Annotated in this window: 18 protein-coding genes and 1 pseudogene; 4 read left to right on the top strand and 15 right to left on the bottom strand. The window is 63.7% G+C overall.

The genetic code is table 11. The annotated features are described in order from the left end of the window. Positions 1-19: 19 nt before the first annotated feature. A complete protein-coding gene (gene mazG / locus VR71_RS09565) occupies positions 20-835 on the bottom strand; it encodes a nucleoside triphosphate pyrophosphohydrolase (RefSeq protein WP_045683335.1) in 816 nt (271 codons plus the stop codon). Between the two features lie 62 nt (positions 836-897). On the opposite strand from mazG, the gene VR71_RS09560 reads away from it, so the two are divergent. Together VR71_RS09560 and speB are read left to right on the top strand one after the other, a co-directional pair. Next, positions 898-2,061, top strand: coding sequence for a M20 aminoacylase family protein (locus tag VR71_RS09560; RefSeq protein WP_045683333.1), 1,164 nt, complete (start codon positions 898-900; stop codon positions 2,059-2,061). Positions 2,062-2,073: 12 nt separating this feature from the next. After that, positions 2,074-3,039, top strand: a complete 966-nt coding sequence (speB, locus tag VR71_RS09555) for an agmatinase (RefSeq protein ID WP_045683331.1) — start codon at positions 2,074-2,076, stop codon at positions 3,037-3,039. Positions 3,040-3,084: 45 nt separating this feature from the next. Here speB and VR71_RS09550 read toward each other — a convergent pair whose 3' ends face one another. Further along, positions 3,085-3,474: a hypothetical protein gene (locus tag VR71_RS09550; protein WP_296430133.1), complete on the bottom strand. Its 390-nt coding sequence runs from the start codon at positions 3,472-3,474 to the stop codon at positions 3,085-3,087. Beyond that, positions 3,471-4,052: an MBL fold metallo-hydrolase gene (locus tag VR71_RS09545; protein WP_045683328.1), complete on the bottom strand. Its 582-nt coding sequence runs from the start codon at positions 4,050-4,052 to the stop codon at positions 3,471-3,473. Before VR71_RS09545 ends, VR71_RS09550 begins: the two co-directional genes overlap by 4 nt. A 182-nt stretch (positions 4,053-4,234) precedes the next feature. Between VR71_RS09545 and VR71_RS09535 the strand changes: the two genes are divergently transcribed. Next, positions 4,235-5,155, top strand: a complete 921-nt coding sequence (locus VR71_RS09535) for an AraC family transcriptional regulator (RefSeq protein ID WP_045683320.1) — start codon at positions 4,235-4,237, stop codon at positions 5,153-5,155. Between the two features lie 30 nt (positions 5,156-5,185). On the opposite strand, the gene grxD is transcribed toward VR71_RS09535, so the two are convergent. From grxD to VR71_RS09500, 7 genes are all read right to left on the bottom strand, one after another. Continuing rightward, a complete protein-coding gene (gene grxD, locus VR71_RS09530; RefSeq protein WP_045683317.1) occupies positions 5,186-5,548 on the bottom strand; it encodes a Grx4 family monothiol glutaredoxin in 363 nt (120 codons plus the stop codon). Then, the gene (locus tag VR71_RS09525; protein ID WP_045683315.1) at positions 5,541-5,786 is read right to left on the bottom strand and encodes a hypothetical protein; all 246 of its coding nucleotides are present in this window, start codon (positions 5,784-5,786) and stop codon (positions 5,541-5,543) included. The genes grxD and VR71_RS09525 overlap by 8 nt, the downstream gene beginning before the upstream one ends. 4 nt (positions 5,787-5,790) lie before the next feature. After that, positions 5,791-6,027, bottom strand: coding sequence for a BolA/IbaG family iron-sulfur metabolism protein (locus VR71_RS09520; RefSeq protein WP_009818395.1), 237 nt, complete (start codon positions 6,025-6,027; stop codon positions 5,791-5,793). Between the two features lie 137 nt (positions 6,028-6,164). Next, positions 6,165-6,698, bottom strand: coding sequence for a type III secretion system chaperone (locus VR71_RS09515; RefSeq protein ID WP_045683312.1), 534 nt, complete (start codon positions 6,696-6,698; stop codon positions 6,165-6,167). A gap of 350 nt (positions 6,699-7,048) precedes the next feature. Beyond that, entirely contained in the window at positions 7,049-9,214 is a 2,166-nt protein-coding gene (gene purL / locus VR71_RS09510) for a phosphoribosylformylglycinamidine synthase subunit PurL (RefSeq protein WP_045683310.1), read from the bottom strand. A 179-nt stretch (positions 9,215-9,393) separates the two neighbouring features. Next, complete coding sequence (locus VR71_RS09505) at positions 9,394-9,930, bottom strand: phosphoribosylglycinamide synthetase (RefSeq protein ID WP_254656425.1); 537 nt, start codon at positions 9,928-9,930, stop codon at positions 9,394-9,396. 168 nt (positions 9,931-10,098) lie between these two features. Beyond that, complete coding sequence (locus VR71_RS09500; RefSeq protein ID WP_045683305.1) at positions 10,099-12,576, bottom strand: penicillin acylase family protein; 2,478 nt, start codon at positions 12,574-12,576, stop codon at positions 10,099-10,101. A 60-nt stretch (positions 12,577-12,636) separates the two neighbouring features. Between VR71_RS09500 and VR71_RS09495 the strand changes: the two are divergent. Next, positions 12,637-13,548: pseudogene (locus tag VR71_RS09495) on the top strand (NAD(P)-dependent oxidoreductase); the annotation flags it as partial. Between the two features lie 12 nt (positions 13,549-13,560). Here the strand turns inward: VR71_RS09495 and VR71_RS09490 are convergent. From VR71_RS09490 to VR71_RS09470, 5 genes are all read right to left on the bottom strand, one after another. Beyond that, positions 13,561-13,947: a hypothetical protein gene (locus tag VR71_RS09490; protein ID WP_045683301.1), complete on the bottom strand. Its 387-nt coding sequence runs from the start codon at positions 13,945-13,947 to the stop codon at positions 13,561-13,563. Between the two features lie 68 nt (positions 13,948-14,015). Continuing rightward, positions 14,016-15,233: an MFS transporter gene (locus tag VR71_RS09485; protein WP_045683299.1), complete on the bottom strand. Its 1,218-nt coding sequence runs from the start codon at positions 15,231-15,233 to the stop codon at positions 14,016-14,018. A gap of 69 nt (positions 15,234-15,302) precedes the next feature. After that, positions 15,303-16,568: a cobyrinate a,c-diamide synthase gene (locus VR71_RS09480; RefSeq protein WP_045683297.1), complete on the bottom strand. Its 1,266-nt coding sequence runs from the start codon at positions 16,566-16,568 to the stop codon at positions 15,303-15,305. Further along, positions 16,556-17,431, bottom strand: coding sequence for a uroporphyrinogen-III C-methyltransferase (gene cobA, locus VR71_RS09475; protein ID WP_045683294.1), 876 nt, complete (start codon positions 17,429-17,431; stop codon positions 16,556-16,558). The genes VR71_RS09480 and cobA overlap by 13 nt, the downstream gene beginning before the upstream one ends. Before the next feature lie 112 nt (positions 17,432-17,543). Then, the gene (locus VR71_RS09470) at positions 17,544-18,677 is read right to left on the bottom strand and encodes an ABC transporter substrate-binding protein (protein WP_045683292.1); all 1,134 of its coding nucleotides are present in this window, start codon (positions 18,675-18,677) and stop codon (positions 17,544-17,546) included. Between the last annotated feature and the right edge of the window lie 9 nt (positions 18,678-18,686).

Genomic DNA, 18,686 nt, shown 5'->3' with positions numbered 1-18,686 from the left:
GCGTCGTTACAAGCGGTTGTCAGGCGCGCTCCTCCGCTTTGGCCTGATCCCAGAGTGTATCCATCTCAGCCAGATCCGACTCGGGTGGGGTTTTGCCGCGTTCGGCCAAAAGCGCTTCGATCCGCTCGAATCGGCGGGTGAATTTGGCGTTGGCGCGGCGCAGGGCGGTTTCGGGACAGACCTTCATATGCCGCGCGAGATTGGCCATCACAAAGAGAAGGTCGCCGTACTCCTCTTCGACTGCGTCCTGGGTCAACTCGGTTGCAGCTTCATGCAATTCATCAACTTCTTCTCGTATCTTATTGAGAACATGGGAAGAGTCCGGCCAATCAAAACCCACACGCGCGGCGCGTTTCTGGAGTTTGACGGCGCGCAGGAGCGCAGGCAGGCCAAGGGCCACACCGTCCAGTGTGCCGGTCTTGGCCTCGGCGGCGCGTTCGGCGGCCTTGACCACCTCCCAGTCGCGGGTCTGTTGTTCGGCGGTTTTGTCGCGACTCTCAACGCCAAAGACATGTGGGTGACGTGCGACCATCTTGTCGGAAATGGCATTGGCCACGTCCATCACGTCAAACAGGCCACGATCCTGCGCAATTTGGGCATGAAACACCACCTGCAAGAGAAGATCCCCCAATTCACCACGTAGATCCTGCCAATTTTCCTGTTCGATGGCATCCGCAACTTCGTAAGCCTCCTCAATGGTATAGGGGGCGATGCTGGCGAAATCCTGCTCGACATCCCACGGGCATCCGGTGTCAGGATCACGCAGGCGGGCCATGATGGCGATGAGGCGGGGCAATCCGCCGCGGGGATCGTGGATGAGCGTATCGTCAGGCATTGCAGCGGCCTCGTCTTTGGGGTTGAGTGGACCCTGACGCGAGAATGAAGGGATGTCCAGAGATGGCCGTGATCAACCGAATTGCCGGATTCTCAGAGGAAATGACGGCCTGGCGCAGGCATCTGCATGCCAATCCCGAATTGGGGTTCGATTGCCACCAAACGGCGGCCTTTGTGGTCGAGCGATTGCGTGACTTCGGCATCACGCAGATCGAGACCGGCGTGGCGACCAGTGGGGTTGTCGCGGTGATCGAGGGCCAAGGCGAGGGGCCGTGCATCGGGCTGCGCGCCGATATGGACGCGCTGCCGATGACCGAAGTCACCGGGCTCGATTATGCCAGCCAGACCCCCGGCAAGATGCATGCCTGCGGCCACGACGGGCATACGACGATGCTGCTTGGCGCGGCTAAGTACCTTGCAGAGACACGGAATTTTGCCGGTAAAGTGGTGCTGATCTTTCAACCTGCCGAAGAGGGTCCGGGCGGGGGACGCATCATGGTCGAAGAGGGCGCGCTGAGCCGCTATGGTGTGGAGCAGGTCTATGCGCTCCATACCCTGCCGGGGGTGGCTGCGGGCACGTTCGAGACCACGCCGGGGCCGATCATGGCGGCGGTGGATACGCTGCATATCGACGTGATCGGGCGCGGTGGGCATGGCGCCATGCCGCATGAGACACGCGATCCGGTGGTGGCGGCCGTGGCCATTGTGCAGGGCATCCAAACGATTGTCAGCCGCAACCGTAACCCCTTGGATGATCTGGTTATTTCGGTGACGCAGATCCATACCGGCACGGTCGATAACGTCATCCCCGAGAACGCCTATATCAACGCCACCATCCGGACATTCACGCCAGAGGTGCAGGAAATGGTGCATCGCCGGTTGCGGGAGGTTACAGAGGGCGTGGCCGTTGGATATGGCGTGCGGGCGGAGGTGCGGATTGATCTGGGATACCCCGCCACCTACAATGACGCAGAGAAAACCGCCTTTGCCGCAGAAGTCGCGCGGGAGGTTGTGGGCGAAGGATTGGTCATCGCGGATCGCCCGCGTGAAATGGGGGCCGAGGATTTTTCCTATATGCTGCAAGAGCTTCCGGGGTCTTATCTGTTTCTTGGGCAAGGTGTAGGGCCGGGGCTGCACCATCCCGGGTTCAATTTCAACGATGCGGTGGCCCCGGTGGGTGCCTCGTTCTTTGCGCGGCTGGTCGAGCGCGCGCAGCCTCTTGGCTGAAGGAGACAAGCCATGGCACTGGAAGATGCGAAAACACAGATAGATCAGGCGTTTACGCGTGAAACATCACGTGGATTGAGCTTTGAGAATGCCTTTGGTGGGGCGCTGTCCTTTGCGCGCCGTCGCTATACCAAGGATCTGACGGATGTCGATGTGGCGATCACCGGGGTGCCGTTTGACCAATCCGTGACCAACCGGACAGGCACCCGCATGGGGCCGCGCGCGGTGCGCGAGGCCAGCGCATTACAGGTTTATGATCCGCCCTATGGCTGGGATGGCTATGATCCGCTGTCGCATTTGAGTATCGCCGACTATGGAGATTTAGCGTTTGATTACGCACATGTAGCGGCCTTTCCTCATGCACTCTATGCGCATGCCAAGGGCATTCTGGACGCGGGTGCTGCCTGTTTTGCAATTGGTGGAGATCACTATATCACCCTGCCGCTGTTGCAAGCGCATGCCGAGAAATACGGACCACTGGCAGTGATCCATTTCGATGCGCATTCAGACACTTGGGCGGATGATGACCTGACGCGGATCGACCATGGCACGATGATGTACAAGGCCGTGAAGCAGGGATTCGTCGATGCGACGCGCTCTGTTCAGGTGGGTATTCGCACGACAAATCCGGACACGATGGGGTTTTCCACACTGGATGCGCGGCAGGTGCATCTGGAGGGGCCGGTGGAAATAGCTCGCAAGATCAAAGAGATCGTGGGCGATGCTCAGGTGTATATGACGTTTGATATCGACGCGCTGGACCCGGCCTTTGCGCCCGGCACCGGAACGCCGGTCTGGGGGGGGCTGAGCTCGGCGCAGGCGGCGATCATTCTGCGGGATCTGGCGGGGATCAATCTGGTGGGGGGAGATATGGTCGAGGTGTCGCCGCCCTATGATACCACAGGCGCCACGGCCATCGCTGGGGCGCATGTGATCATGGAAATGCTGTGCCTCTGGGGTTGGACCCGGAGAGGCTGAGCCGTACGGTTGTGCGGTCAAACCGTACGGGTCTGCCGATGCATGTCAGGCTGTCTGCAACGGGACGAAGCGCCACGCCTTGCCCATCTCGACGATCCGGCCGAGACCCGGAAAGGGGAAGTGGTATCCGGCGACGAGCGTGCCGGCATCTGCCGCCTGCTGAAAAAGTCTGCGCCGGGTCGCGGCGGCGGTGTCGGGGTGCATCTCGACGGCCAAGGCCCAATCCGGTTCCTCCGGGCCAACGAGGTGATGCAGCGCCGCATCCATCAGGTGCAGCAAGGAAGCATCGCCGCTCTTGAGGTGAAAGACGTGATGTCCGATGGTATGCCCCGGCGCGGCGAGCGCCGTGATGCCCGGCGCGAGGATCTCGCCATCGCCATAGGTGCGGATCAGCCCTTGCAGGGGGCCGAGTTTGGCCCTGCCGATCGCGATCATGGTGTTGAGAAAGCTTTCCTCGCTCCCCGGCGTCTGGGTCCAGAATTCCAGCTCTTCCGCCGGGACGTGGTAGGTGGCGTTGGAAAGCAGGGCCTGCCATCAAGAGAGCAGCCGCCGATATGGTCCGGGTGGCCATGGCTGATGACAACGTCGGTGATCTCGTCCGGAGAGACGCCGAAGGCGGCCAGACCGGCGGTCAGGCGGCCATTGTCGGGCGTATTGCCCGGAAAGGTGACATCACCCATGCCGGTGTCGAGCAGCACCTTGCGGTCCGCTGTCTCGACCAGTGTGATCTGCATGTTGGCGCTGACCGTTTCGGTGGGCAAATGGTAGCGGGCGAGAAAGGTGGCGATGCTGTCGGGGGGCTGGTTCGTGGCGAACATTGCGGCCGGAAAGGTGAAGCGGGCATCGTCGATCACGGTCACGGTCATGGACCCGAGCGTGAAGCGATGCACCGCCCGCAGCGGCATCAGCGCGGTGCTGGCGCTGCCCTGGTCGGGGGTGAGGACTGTGGCGGCGGCCCCGAGCGCCAAGGCGCCGCCCAGAATCTGGCGGCGCGTGGGGGTGAAATCTGACATGCTGTCTCCTTGTGGGCTGGTCAGTGTGATGCAGCGCAAAATGGGAGTTGAGGGTCAGATCAGCCAGAGTTGCGCGTTCAGGATTATTGATCCTGCGTTCGCATTCCTCGATCCGGGCCTTGTCGCAGGCTGTCGGGCCCGGCAAGACTGGTCCTGCATCCACGCCATGGAGAGGCACGAAGATGAGCGCAAGCGATGATGCCCTGAGCGATGTCCTGCGGATGGTCCGCTTGCGGGCCTGCATCTATTTCATCAAGAACATGGCCCCCGGCTGGGGGCTGGATATGCCCGCCAGCGCGCATGGTCCGCTCCATATGGTGCTGGAGGGGCGGGCGGTGCTGCGTGTCTGGGGGCGTGATCTGGTGCTTGAGGCGGGGGATGCGGTGCTCTTGCCGCGCGGTGCGCCGCATGAGATGCGCGATACGTCCGCGGCGCGGGTTGCGCCAGGGCTGCAAGCCATGCAAGCGCTGTCTTCAGAAGCGGGCGAAGGGCCCCGCCAGGGCGGGGCAAGGATGCTCTGCGGACATTTCGAATGGGATGGCACGCTGGATCACCCGCTGTTCGCGGAATTGCCGGAATTGATCGTGGTGCGGGATGTGTTCAACCGCGACGGGGCGGCGCTGTTTCGGACGGTGGTCGATCTTATCACCAGTGAGCAGACCGGCGAGGCCCCCGGCGCGCGGGCGGTGGCGGACCGGATGGCCGAGGTGCTGTTCGTGAGCCTGTTGCGCGCATGGCTGGCCGCGCATGAGCCGGTTCAGGGGGTTTTGGCCACGATGCGGGATAGCCGACTCAGCCGGGCCCTGTGTTACATGCACGCGCATCACGCAGAGCCGGTCGATCTGAGCCGCCTGTCCCAAGAGGCGGGCATGTCGCGCACCGCATTCGCCACCAGGTTTCACGAGGTCATGGGGCTGCCGCCGGCCAGCTATCTGACCGAATGGCGCATGTTGCAGGCGCGTAGGATGCTGACCCGCAGCGAGCGGTCGATTTCCGAGATCACCGATGCCGTGGGCTATGGCTCGGACGCGGCCTTTGTGCGGGCGTTCAAGCGCCGGTTCGGCCAGACCCCCGCGCGCCTGCGGCGCATGGGGGCGGCCTAGGGCTGGTACGTGCCGCCCGTTTGGGGCAGATCAGGCGTTGGCTTCGCGGATCTTCTCGGCGGCGTCCTTGTCATAGGTGATGCCGGAGGTCTCGAAGAGCTGGTCCAGCTCGCCCGAGAGAGTCATCTCGGTGATGATGTCGCAGCCGCCTACGAACTCACCCTTAACGTAGAGTTGAGGGATGGTGGGCCAGTCGGAATAGTCCTTGATGCCCTGACGGACGTCTTCGTCGGCAAGGACGTTCACGTCCTTGAAGTCGACGCCCATGTAGTTCAGCACGCCCGCCACGCGGGAGGAAAAGCCGCATTGCGGCATGTCTTTGGTGCCCTTCATGTAGAGCACGACATCGGCGGATTTCACGGTCTCTTCGATGCGGGTCTTGGCGTCAGTCATGGCTTGTCCTATCGGTCTGTCTATCGGCTTTGGCCGAGGGGTCTGTCTCTTGGGGGTCATACCCGGTTTCGTCGTCGCCCAAAAGAGTTACATGGGTGCTGTCGGTTTCTTCGCAATAGCTGAGGCCGTAATCGGCCCGCCCATCGCGGCGGTAGCGCCGGATCTCATGCCACATCGTATAGGCAAAGATCACGGCAAAGGGCAGAAGCAGCAGGGCGACGATCAGTCTGGGTTCCATTCACTCAGTCGGGGGCCTTGGTTGTCAGCGCCAGGGCATGCACGGCGCCGTTGGGGCCGTCCATCTTGCCTTTGATTGCGGCATAGACGGCGCGTTGCTGTTGAACCCGGTTCATGCCGCGGAAACTCTCGTCGATGACTTCGGCGGCGAAATGCACGCCGTCTTCGCCATCGACGGTGATCTTGGCATTGGGCAGGGCTTGGCGGATCAGGGCTTCGAGGTCAGAGGCGAGCATGGCCATTGGGGCGTCTCCTTGTCACGTCTTGCCCAAGATGTAGAGCCCCATCGGCATGAGTGCAAGGGAGCGCAGGCGGGCGGGATGGCTTGCCTGTTCATCGGGCTCAAAATTCCTCGGGGAGCAGAGCCGACTGACTGAGGTCAGATTTCTTCGCCTTTTTTGAGCAACTCATCAATCAGCGCGCGTTGCAGCGCGCCGCTGTCGCCACCGCCATAGTGCAGCGCGCCGCCGGAATAGAGCGTGCCATAGCTCTGGGCGAGGTTGACGACCTGACCCAAGCCCGAGATGAACTCGTCCTTCTCCAGCGGTTTCAGCGGGTGGATGAAGGCGGCCCATAGAAGATCCTTGGCGATGGCGTAGCGGGCATCGAGGGCGGTGTCGAAATTGGCTTGCAGGATGCGATTGAGGTCTTCGGGTGTGAGGTCTGTGGCCTTGGCCACAGGGGTCATGGCGCGCATGCGGTCTGCGGATTCGTCGGTGACGATGAGCACCTGCACGTCGTTCACGGTCAACTGCCAGACGCTGCCGTTGCTCTCTGCCTCGGGATCAAGGGCGCGGATGATGGTATCGAGCCGCTCCAGCGTCATTGGCGGCTCTGGCGCGGGCGGGGTGTCCTGTGCTGTGAGGGGCGTGGCGAGCAGCACAAGGCTGAGGGCGAGCAGGCGGCGGAGCATGGGCGATCCTTTCATGGCTGGTGTCAGCCTGCCACGGGGGCAGGGCTCGCGCCATGGGGCTCCGGAAAACGTGATGGAGACGGAGGTGGTCTTTAAGGGGACATTTGGCCCGAGGTGTGTGCCGCGCGGTGCCCGTCCGCCGGGTGGGCGCGGCCACTTGGTCGGCTGGTACTTTATCTTCGCCAAATACTTTCGCGTTCTCAATAAGTTGAGCCGTTGCAAAAGCGCCCGCCCGAGGGGGCGGACGGGCGCTGCGTGGCGGCGCGTACCGCGCCTTGATTCCGCGCGTAGGCGCTAGGGGTGAATGTCAGCTCTAGGTCAAAGTTGCCATTTCGCTGCGCCCGTTCCCCTTAGTCGAACGTCGCGCCGAAGGTGCTGCGGAAGATGTTCGACAGTTCGGCAAGCGGGGCCTCGGATTTGCCCAGACGCACGCTGTCGCCGGTGAAGCGGCCCACGGAGGTGAGGGCAACGCCGGCGTGGCCTGCGGCGGTCATCAGCGCCTCGGCCTGATCGAAGTTGCAGGCGATGAGGTAGCGCGCCTGATCCTCGCCAAAGAGTGTGGCGGTGTCGTCGGCATCAAGGCACAGGCCCACGCCTGCGGCTTCGGCCATCTCGAAGGCGGCGAGCGCCAGACCGCCGTCGGAGAGGTCGGTGCAGGCCTTGATCAGCGCGTGATTGGCGCGGATGAAATCACCGTGGCGTTTCTCGGCGGCGAGGTCAACGGGAGGGGCGTCGCCCTCAACCCGGTTGAACACTTCGGCCAGAAGGGCGGATTGGCCTAAGTGACCGCGGGTTTCGCCCAAAAGCAGCGCCACATGGCCGTCGCGCGCCTGACCGATGATCGCGGTTTCAGGATCGCGGATCAGGCCCACCGCGCCGATGGTGGGGGTGGGCAGAATGCCCGCGCCGTCGGTCTCGTTATAGAGCGAGACATTGCCCGAGACGATGGGCATGTCGAGGGCGGCCACGGCCTCGCCGATGCCTTTGATGGCGCCCACAAACTGCCCCATGATCTCGGGCTTTTCGGGGTTGCCGAAATTGAGGTTGTCGGTGGTGGCAAGCGGCACGGCGCCCAGGGCGCTGAGATTGCGATAGGCTTCGGCCACGGCCTGTTTGCCGCCCTCGACCGGGTTCGCCTTGACGTAACGGGGGGTCACGTCGGAGGTGAAGGCCAGTAATTTCTCAGTGCCATGCACGCGGATCAGCCCCGCACCCTGACCCGGCGTGCGGGCGGTGTCGGCCATGACCATGGTGTCATATTGTTCATAGACCCATTGCCGGGCGCAGTAGTTGACCGAGCCGATCAGCGCCTTGAGCCCGTCGATGGGATCGACGCCGGGAACGCTGGCGGGGTCGAGCGGGTCGGCGGGGGCGGGGTCCACGAAGGGCCGGTCATATTCGGGGGCAGAGCCAGCGAGTGTTGCGAGCGGCAGATCGGCCTTGATGGCGTTGCCCTGCATGATCAGGAAGCGGTCTTCGGCGATGGTTTCACCGACAATGGCGAAATCGAGATCCCATTTCTCGAACACGGCGCGGGCCTCGGCCTCAAGCTCGGGGCGCAAAACCATGAGCATGCGTTCCTGAGATTCCGACAGCATCATCTCATAGGCGGTCATGTTGGATTCGCGTTGCGGCACCGCGTCGAGTTGCAGCTTGACGCCAAGCCCGCCCTTGTCGCCCATTTCCACAGCAGAGCAGGTGAGGCCCGCAGCCCCCATATCCTGAATGGAAATCACGGCACCTGTGGCCATCAGTTCGAGACAGGCCTCCATCAGGCGTTTTTCTGTGAAAGGGTCGCCGACCTGCACGGTGGGGCGTTTTTCCTCGATGCTGTCGTCAAACTCAGCAGAGGCCATGGTCGCGCCGCCGACGCCGTCGCGGCCGGTCTTGGCCCCGAGATAGACCACCGGCATGCCGACGCCGGAGGCGGCGGAGTAGAAGATCTTGTCGGCGTCGGCCAAGCCTGCCGCGAAGGCATTGACAAGGCAGTTGCCGTTATAGGCGGGATCGAACCGCACCTCGCCGCCGACGCATGGCACGCCAAAGCAGTTGCCATAGCCGCCCACGCCCGCGACCACGCCATGCACAAGCTGGCGGGTCTTGGGGTGCGCGGGCTCGCCGAAGCTGAGTGAATTCATTGAGGCGATGGGGCGTGCGCCCATGGTGAACACGTCGCGCAGAATGCCGCCTACGCCGGTCGCGGCCCCCTGATAGGGCTCGATATAGGACGGGTGGTTGTGGCTCTCCATCTTGAAAACCACGGCCTGACCGTCGCCAATATCGACCACGCCTGCGTTCTCGCCCGGTCCGCAGATCACCTGTGGCCCGGTGGTGGGCAGGGTGCGCAGCCATTTCTTGGAGGATTTATAGGAACAATGCTCGTTCCACATGGCCGAGAAGATGCCCAGTTCGGTGAAACTCGGTTCGCGTCCGATGATCTCGAGGATGCGGTCGTATTCCTCGGGCTTGAGGCCGTGGGCCGCGACGAGATCGGGGGTGATGGACGGTTCCTGCATGGGGCGGGCTCCTTCGGGGATGTGCATGCGGCGGTCTTTAAAGCAGGACTGCGGCGGGGGGAAGGGGCGCGTGATCGGGTGCGGGAGATTTTGGGGCATGACAGCAAAACGACCCGGCCTTTTAGGGCCGGGCCGTGGGCGCGCCGGGAGGGAGAAGCGCACCGTGGAAAGGCGAGCGGTTATTGCGTCATCGTTGCGACTTTTTCCGCCACGGCGGTGCGCAGCTGCTCGAGGGTCATGGCATATTCCAAGCCGCCGTTTTCGCCGACGCTGAGCGAGCCTGCCTCAAAGCCGATACGCTCGGCCGGGAGGTCGGCATCCGTGCTCACATCGACATAGATCAGATGCTCTGCGGTTTCGTCGCCCTCGTGCGAGACGACTTCGCCAATGACCTTGTCATCCACGGAGGTCAGCGTGGCCCCAGTCTCGGCCTCGGTGAGAATATTCTCGACAAGGGTGTTGCCGGTCTCGCGCTGGCCTTTAGCCGTCAGATCAAGATCGGTGGGCGCGTGGATTTCGCCATCCTCTGCAACGGTGGCCTCGGACCAACCGCCCGACTGCGCGTCTGCGGCAGTGCCTTGGGTTTCTTCATAGACGGCGTCTGTGCCGCTGTTGTCCTGAGACTGCCGTTCGGTGCCGCCTTCGTCTGCGGCATAGGCCGCCAGGGCCGAAACACTTGTGAGGGCAGTCGCGAGAGCCAATTTGCGGAACGTCATATCGTCCTCCGTTTCTGCAGGGTCCATCCTGCGGTTTGCGTCAACGCGCCAAATGCGCGCTTGAAGGGTCAACGCAGGAGGTGCGGCGCGGTTCCAAATGGGATGAAAAAAGGTGAGCGGCCTGTCGCCGCAGGCACGAGCACCTGCGCCGGAGTGGTGACGGCGCTGTTACTGGCCGTCGGGGCGCAGGATGGTGATCCCCACCGCCGCCGCGCGTGCCAGATCGGGATCGAGCGACATCGGGATGTATTCGCCTCGCCGCCAAAGTTGCGACAGGTTGTCGTAATAGCGGCTGAGAAAATGCCCCGATTGGCCGGTGGCGATGATGAAGACGCTGCTGTCGGGATCGGCAAAATCATAGACCCCGCGATAGCCAGCGCCATGCACATTATGGAACGGGTCCGGCCCGTCGCCGCCGCGCGTGCGTCCGCGCAAGAGCGTGTTGTCGCCGCCTGAGGTGGATTGGCGGATGTTGACGAAATGGCGCAGGAGCGGCACATCTCCGAGCACCTGATGGTCATGGGTGGCCTGATGCGCATCGCCCCAGCGCAGGCTCTCGAGGGACTTGCCATAGCGTTCGGAAATCCAGATCAGCGCATCGTCGAGCGCCATGCGGGCGGTGTCGGTGCAGGTCTCGACCGCCGCCGATTGCTTGACATCGCACCAGGCGGCGGCGCCATCGACATTGCGGAACACCCGTTCGATGAAGATCGGATCGGGGTGGTCGAATTCGCGCGAGAGCGGCCCGAGGTCATCACGAATGAGGCGGTCCATCAGGGCGCGCATCCATGCGGCATAGAGCAGTGGCTCTGGCAGGTGTTCGTTCATTTCGCCGTTCCAGTCGGCGAGCATGGCGAGCGCGCGTTGGCGCAGGCGTTCGGGCGTGCCTTCGGGCGCGGATTCGCCGGTGAACCAGAGATCGGCCCCGATCAGCGGCAAGAGGGAGCGGGCGGTAAAGCTGACGGTGTCGAGCTGCGCCTCGATAAAGCTGTCGCGGGTGTGCACCTCGCGGCCCTGCATGAGCCTGCGCCAGCGGTGGACGCGCTGGGTGTCGCCCCAGAGGTGGCTGACATGCATGGGAAAGGGGCGGTCCACCACCTTGTTGTTGGTATTGCCGAGGATGCCACCGGAGGGGGCCACGAACTCGGGGTTGGCGGCAAAGGGCAGCATGCCCTGCCAGCGGTTTTCCGTCAGCCAGCCGCGTGCGGGCATGCGCCCTTCGCTCTCGTGGCGGGCGTCGCGGCGGGGCATGGCCCCGACGGTGCGCATGGCGATTGTGGACTGGTCCACCAAGGTGAGGTTCTGCGAGGGCGCGATGTAGAGGCGGCTGAGGTCAATCGCGTCCTGCACTGATTGCGCGCGCATGAGCCCAATGGCCGAGGACATCGTTGTGTCATTGGGGCTGAGGGCGGTCCAGTTGAGCGAGGCGACATGGCCCGAGGGGGTCACTTCGGCCAGATCGTAATGGCTGCCCGGCAGAACGGGGCCGTTATCTGTCCAGCGCAGGGTGAGGGTGACGGGATCGGCATCCTTGATTTCGATGATAGACCGGGTGGTGCGAAACGGTTTCCAGCCCTCCGGCGTGCGGTATTCATTGGCGTTATCGGGGTTCACTTCCTCGATGTAGAGGTCCTGATCGTCGAGATAGGACGAGGTGATGGCCCAGCCAAGACGCGCACTGCGCCCGGTCAGGATCGCCGGGATGCCGGGAATGGTGCCGCCGATCACGCCGCCCGATGTCAGATTCAGCCGCGCGAGATACCAGATATTTGGGGCCGAAAAGCCCAAGTGCGGGTCATTGGCCAGAAGCGTGCCGCCCGAGGCCGAGCGTGAGCGTGCGGCGGCAAAGGCATTCGATGCGCCGGCAAAGGCGCGACGTTTGAAGGGGGACAGCGGATCCTCTGTTTCGGGCGCGGTTTGGGCCATGCGGGACCAGTTGGCACCGGGAAAGAGTGCTGCATAATCGGGCAGGGCGGCGATACCGCTGCCGGGGGCAAGAGGCATGATGTCTGCGAGGCGGTCAGGGTCTTCGAGGGCCAGTGAGGCGCGGGCAAAGAGCACCTCGTTTTCGAGATGCGCGGAAAGCTGCACCGCCATCAGTTTGATCAGCGCAATGGAATCGGCGGGTTGCCACGGGGCTATCGGCGCGTTGAAGAGGAATTGTTCGGGGGCACCGCGCCCCAGCGCCTCGCGGTTGATCTCTGTGATGCGGGCGTTGACGCCATCGGAATACGCCTTGAGCGCGGCCAATGTTTCGGCATCCTGTGCGGCGACCGACTGGCGCGCCAGCGTATAGAGGTCAAAGCGGCGCAGGGTGCTGTCGATCTTGACGGTACGGGGGCCGAATATTTCGGAGAGCCGCCCCTGCACGGTGCGGCGCATCGTCATCATCTGCCAGAGGCGGTCCTGCGCATGGACATAGCCCAGCCCAAAGAAGCTGTCGGCGTCGGTCTGACCCAGAATATGCGGCACATTGGCATTGTCGCGCACGATCTCGACCGGGGCGGCGAGACCGCTCACGGTGAGCGTCGTGTCATAGTCTGGCAGCGAGCGGGAGAGCAGGAAATACGCGCCAACCACAGCCAGAACCGCCAGCAGGATTGCCCCGCCCGCCAGCCGCAACAACCATTTCATCACCCCTGACATGCCCCGGCACCGCCCTATTTTCCGCTTGCATCACCAGCCGGGGATAGTCAGAAAACCTCGGCAAGACAATGGCACAAGATTGTAGGAGAGGACAGGACTATGGCAAAACTGGCGTTTTTGGGGCTCGGCGTTATGGGCTATCCGATGGCGGGGCATCTGGCGGCGGCCGGGCATGAGGTCTGTGTCTATAACCGCACCGCGGCCAAGGGCGAGAAATGGGCGGCGGAGCATGGCGGGCGACACGCTGTCACGCCGCGCGAGGCCGCAGCAGGGGCCGAATTCGTGATGGCCTGCGTCGGCAATGACGACGATCTGCGCTCGGTCTGTCAGGGGCCGGACGGGGCCTTTGCCGGGATGGCATCGGGTGCGGTGTTCGTGGATCACACCACGGTGTCGTCGAAGGTGACGACCGAGCTTTATGCCGAGGCCAAGGCGGCGGGGCTGAATTTCGTCGATGCGCCGGTGTCAGGCGGTCAGGCGGGGGCCGAAAAAGGCCAGCTCTCGATCATGTGTGGTGGGGACGCGGATGCCTATGGTGCGGCTGAGCCGATCATGCAGGTCTATGCCAAGCTCTGCCGTCGGATTGGCGAGAGCGGCGCGGGGCAGATGACCAAGATGTGCAATCAGATCGCGATTGCCGGTCTGGTGCAGGGGCTGGCCGAGGCGCTGCATTTCGCCGAGAAGGCGGGATTGGACGGGCGCGTGGTGGTCGAGGTGATCTCTCAGGGGGCGGCGGGCAGTTGGCAGATGGCCAACCGCTATGAGACCATGATTGACGACAAATGGGAGCATGGCTTTGCCGTCGACTGGATGCGCAAGGATCTGGGCATTTGCCTCAGCACCGCTGACGAGACCGGGGCGAGCCTACCGGTGACGGCGCTGGTGGATCAGTTCTACAAGGATGTCCAAAAGATGGGCGGCGGGCGTTGGGATACGTCGAGCCTCTTTGCGCGTCTGCGCAAGCTGGGCTGAGAGAGCGCTGCGTCAGGCGATCGTGCGGTCGCCTGACAGCCATTTGCGCGTGTCGCTGAGATCGAGGATCAGCGAGACCACATCGACCGCGAGCAGGATCACGAGATAGGTCCGATAACTGCCGGCGATGTCTTGGCTCAAGAGCCACAGGATCAGGCCGAGCATCGGTGTCCAGATCAGCACATGCGGCAGGGCCATGACCTTGGAAAAGCCGCGTTCGATCAACATCAGCACGCCATTGCAGAGCATCGCGCCGATTGCCATCAGCGCCAGCCATGCGCCTGCGGGTTGCGTGATATAGAGCAGCGACGCGGCGTTGACCGGCACCAGAATGAGGGCCACCCAAAGCTGCACCCAGAGGGGGAGGCGGCGGTAACTCTGCCAGATTTCTAGGATCATCCCGGCCCTACTTTCATCGTTCCAAAAATACTCAAATCCGACGATGCCGCCGGCGCAAAGTCCTGCTCTCAGGCGTCCTTGGGGCGCAGTGTGAGCCAGATCAGTGCGCCGCCTGCCAGTATGAGGAAGGGGGCCATGGCGAGGTTGACGGATGTCCAGCCCGCCTCTGGTGTGCCGCCGGAGCAGTTCATCAGGCCCCCCGAGGACAGCGAGGCAAAGGTCACACCGCCGAAGACGATGAGATCGTTGAGTCCCTGCATGCGGCCACGTTCATGCGGGGCATGCGAGCCTGCGAGCAGGGTGGTCGCACCGATGAAGCCGAAGTTCCAGCCGATGCCCAAGAGAATGAGGGCGACGAAGAAGTTTTCCAGATGCACGCCGTTCAGGGCCACCGCCCCCGCGCCTGCGAGGATGACGAGGCCGATCGCGACAATTTTCTCTACGCCGAAGCGGGCGATCAGGTGGCCGGTGAAAAATGACGGGATATACATGGCCAACACATGCGCCGTGACCACATCCGCCGCATCGCCCGCGTCAAAGCCGCAGCCGACCACGGCGAGCGGTGTCGAGGTCATGACCAGATTCATCAGCGCATAGGACACCGTGGCGCAGATCACCGCCACTGCGATGCGCGGGGTTTTGAGGAGTTCCATCCGGGTGCGGCCATGGGGGGCGTCCACGGCGGGCACCGGCGGTTTCGGGATGTCGAGCATGAGAAAGAGGAAGGCACCCGCGATATTGAGGGCGATGACCGCGAGATAGGTGCCTAAGAACGGGATCACCATGGCCTGCGAGGTAGCCTTGACCAGTTGCGGGCCGATCACGGCGCTGAGCAGGCCGCCCGCCATGACGTAGGAGATGGCCTTGGCGCGGAACGCGTCGCTGGCGGTGTCAGCGGCGGCAAAGCGGTAAAAGCCCTGGGCCGACATATAAGTGCCGGTGATGAGGCTGCCCAGGAGGAAAATCGGGAAGGAGGCGGTATAGAGCCCGTAGGCGCCGATGGCGCCGCCAATCGCGCCCGCGCCTGCGCCGATCATGAAGCCCACACGCCGCCCGTAGCGCTGCATCAGGTGCGAAATCGGCGTCGCCGAGAGCATCGACCCCAGCACGATGAGCGATATGGGCAGGGTGGCAAAGCAGATGTTCGAGGCAAGCGATTGCCCGGCAAGCCCGCCGACGACGAAGATCATCGGCATTTGCGCGCCCAAGATGGCTTGGGCTGCGACGAGAACGGCCACGTTGCGTTTGGCGCGGCTATCGTCAGGATGGAGGGCTGTGTCAGTCATGGCGCAAGTGCTAGACCCGTCGCCTGCGCGCTGCAAGCGCAATTCAGGCTCGGGGCCTGCAAGCGCAATTCAGGCGCGGTCGATGAGATGTGCGAAGGAGCCGCTCACCCGGCCCAAATGGAGGCCCATGGGGGGGAGGGCTGTGCCTTCGGCGTCTGTCGCGGCAAAGAGCGGCGGGCCATCGGCGCGCAGGGTGGTGGCATAGTGGAATTCATGCGCGGCCCATGCGCCGGGGAATGGGCCGGTCTGTGCCTCAAGGTGGCGGTAGCCGAGATGGAGCTGGCGGGTGGCAAAGCTGGTCTCGAGCGGGAGCAACCCGGCCATCACATGCCGGGTGCCATCCGCGCCTGTCAGCCCCTCGCCCAGTACCATGTAGCCGCCGCATTCCCCATATATATCCGTAGTTTGCGCCGCATTTCTCAGGCTTTGCATGAAGATGGTGTTGGCGGCGATCTGGCCTGCGTGCAGTTCCGGGTAGCCGCCGGGGAGAAAGACGAAATCGGCCTCTGGCACCGGATCATCGGCGAGTGGCGAGAAGGGTCGCATTTCTGCACCCGCCGCGCGCCAATCGGCCAGCATATGTGGGTAGGCAAAGCCGAAGGCGCGGTCTTGGGCCACGGCGATGACCTGTGCCGGGGGGGTGAGGCGCGGGGCGGCTTTGGCCTCGGGCAAGGGGGCTGCGAGCGCGCGCAGCGTTTCGCGGTCAAGCGTCATGGTGAGGGCGTCGGCGGCGGTGTCGAGGAAGTGATCGAGATCGGGGCGCTCGATGGCTTGCACCAGTCCCAGATGGCGCGAGGGTTGCGCCAGCGCCGGATTGCGGCGGAGGGCGGCAAGAACGGGCAGGCCGAGGGGGGCAAGGGCGCGGCGCAGCATTGCTTCGTGACGGTCTGAGCCCACATTGTTGAGCATCACGCCCGCGACGCGCACATTTGGATCAAAGCCTGCGAAACCTGCAACCAAGGGGGCGATGGAGCCTGCCATGCGGCCTGCGTCCACCACCAGCACCACCGGCAGGGCGAGATGCCGCGCCAGATCGGCCACAGCACCGCGCCCGTCGGGGGGGGCACCGTCAAAGAGACCCATGGCACCCTCGATGATCAGGAGGCCGTCGCCTGCCGCAAGGCTGCGCAGGCGCTCGGGCGTCATGGCCCAAGCGTCGAGATTGGGGCAAGGTGCGCCGCAGGCGGCCTCGTGAAAGCGGGGGTCGATGTAATCGGGGCCGGATTTGGCGCCGCGCACGGTCAGTCCCTGGCGGGACAAGAGGCGCAGCAGGGCGAGGGTGAGCGTGGTCTTGCCAGCCCCTGAGGCGGGCGCGGCGAGGATCAGCCCTCGCATGCGGTCTCGGCGGGCAATCCGCGCCCGAGCGGGTCGAGGTTGCGGGGGGCGGCACCGGCCAGCATGCCCTGCCAGTCGAGCACTTGGCGCATCAGCACCGAACGCCCGATGCAGAGGATCGCGGGCGGCTCAAAGCCGCTCGCCTCGATATCGGCGGCAAGCCGTCCAAGGGTGGTTTCCAGCACGCGTTGATCGGGGGTGGTGGCGGAACAGACCACGGCGCACGGCTCATCCAGAGGGCGACCCGCGTCGAGAAGCGCCGCGCTGATCTGGCTCGCGTGTTTCATGCCCATATAGATCACGATCACTTGGCTGCCCTGTGCAATCGCCTGCCAATTGAGCGAGGAGGGGGTGAGGCCGGATTGGTCATGGCCTGTCACGAAGGTCACGGATTGATTGACGTCGCGATGGGTGACGGGGATGCCCGCATAGGCCAGCCCGCCGATGCCCGCGCTGATGCCGGGGATGATGCGGATGGGTATGCCGTGCTGCACCAGCGTTTGTGCCTCTTCGCCGCCGCGGCCAAACACAAAGGGATCGCCCCCCTTGAGGCGCAGAACGCGCAGGCCTTCGCGGGCGAGGTCGACCAGTTGCAGGGAAATGTCGCGTTGTTTGGCCGAGGGTTTGCCGCCGCGTTTGCCCGCGTAGATGTGGCGTGCCTGCGGGGCCCAGTCGAGGATGCAGTCCTGCACCAGCGCGTCGTAAATCACCACATCGGCCTGCCCAAGGGCATAGAGGGCGTGCAGGGTCAAAAGGCCGGGATCGCCGGGGCCAGCCCCACAGAGCCAGACCCAGCCGGGTTCAAGCCGGGGCCAGTCATTGCCCGGCAGGGGCGTGGAGAAGGGGGGGGGCGAGTCGGTCATGTCTTTGTATGCCGCGAGTTTTATCCGGAGGAAAGGCGGCAAACGACCATGCGTGTAGGTCGGAGCGACATGGGGGTGTGGCCGGGCCGTGGGAACGGCCCGGCGCGGGGTGTTACATCTTGCAGTCAACCGCGTAGGCGTCGGCGTGATCTTCCAGCGCCACACCGATGATCTTGTTGGTGTAGATGTCACCTTCCTTGATCACCTCGCGGACATAGATGTCCTGAATCGGGTGATGGTTGTTGCCAAAGGCAAAATCGCCGCGCGTGCTGGCGAAATCGGCGGCCTTGAGTGCAGCGCGGAAGGCATCAGCGTCGGAGGGCTGCGCCTGATCCAGCGCCGAGATCAGGAGGTTGGCGGTGTCAAAGCCCTGGCTCGCGTAGAGCGAGGGCAGGCGGCCATATTTTTCCTGAAAGCTGGCGACGAAGGCGACGTTGGTTTCGTTGTCGATATCCTTGGACCATTGCGAGGTGTTGACCACGCCAAGGGCCGCGTCGCCCACCGCCTGAAGGATGCCTTGGTCAAAGCTGAAGGCGGGGCCAACCACGGGCAAGCCGACGCCGCTGTCGGCATATTGCTTGAGGAAGGAAATCCCCATGCCGCCGGGCAGGAAGAAAAACACAGAGTCAGCCCCGGAGGCGCGGATCTGGGCGATTTCGGCGGCGTAATCGGTCTGGCCCAGTTGGGTGTAGATTTCGCCTGCCAACTCGCCTTTGTAGAACCGCTTGTAGCCGGTGAGCGCGTCCTGACCTGCGGGATAATTCGGCGCAAGGATGAAGCTGTTTTTATAGCCTGCGTCATTGGCATAGGCACCTGCGGCCTCGTGCAGGTTGTCGTTCTGCCAGGCGACGTTGAAATAGTTGGGCAGGCAGCCCTGACCCGCCAGCGCCGAGGGGCCAGCATTGGGCGAGAGGTAGAATTTGCCTTGGGCGACCGCGCCGGGCACCACCGCCATGGCAAGGTTGGACCAGATGATGCCGGTCATCACGTCGACCTTGTCGGACTGGATCATCTTGTCCGAGAGTTGCACGGCGATGTCGGGTTTTTGCTGATCGTCCTCGATGATCACCTCGATGTCGCTGCGCCCGGATTGTTCCAGCGCCAGCATGAAGCCGTCGCGCACGTCGATGCCGAGGCCCGCGCCACCGCCCGAAAGGGTGGTGATCATGCCGACCTTGATGTCAGCCTGCGCGGTGACAGCGGCGAGGCTGAGCGCGCCGGCGATGGCCAGTGTCTTGAATGTCATATGTCATCT

The sequence above is a fragment of the Roseovarius sp. BRH_c41 genome, assembly GCF_000961715.1.
In the GTDB taxonomy this organism is placed as follows: domain Bacteria; phylum Pseudomonadota; class Alphaproteobacteria; order Rhodobacterales; family Rhodobacteraceae; genus Roseovarius.
The sequence above is the reverse complement of the archived record's forward strand: the minus strand, read 5'-3'. Positions and strand labels throughout refer to the sequence as shown.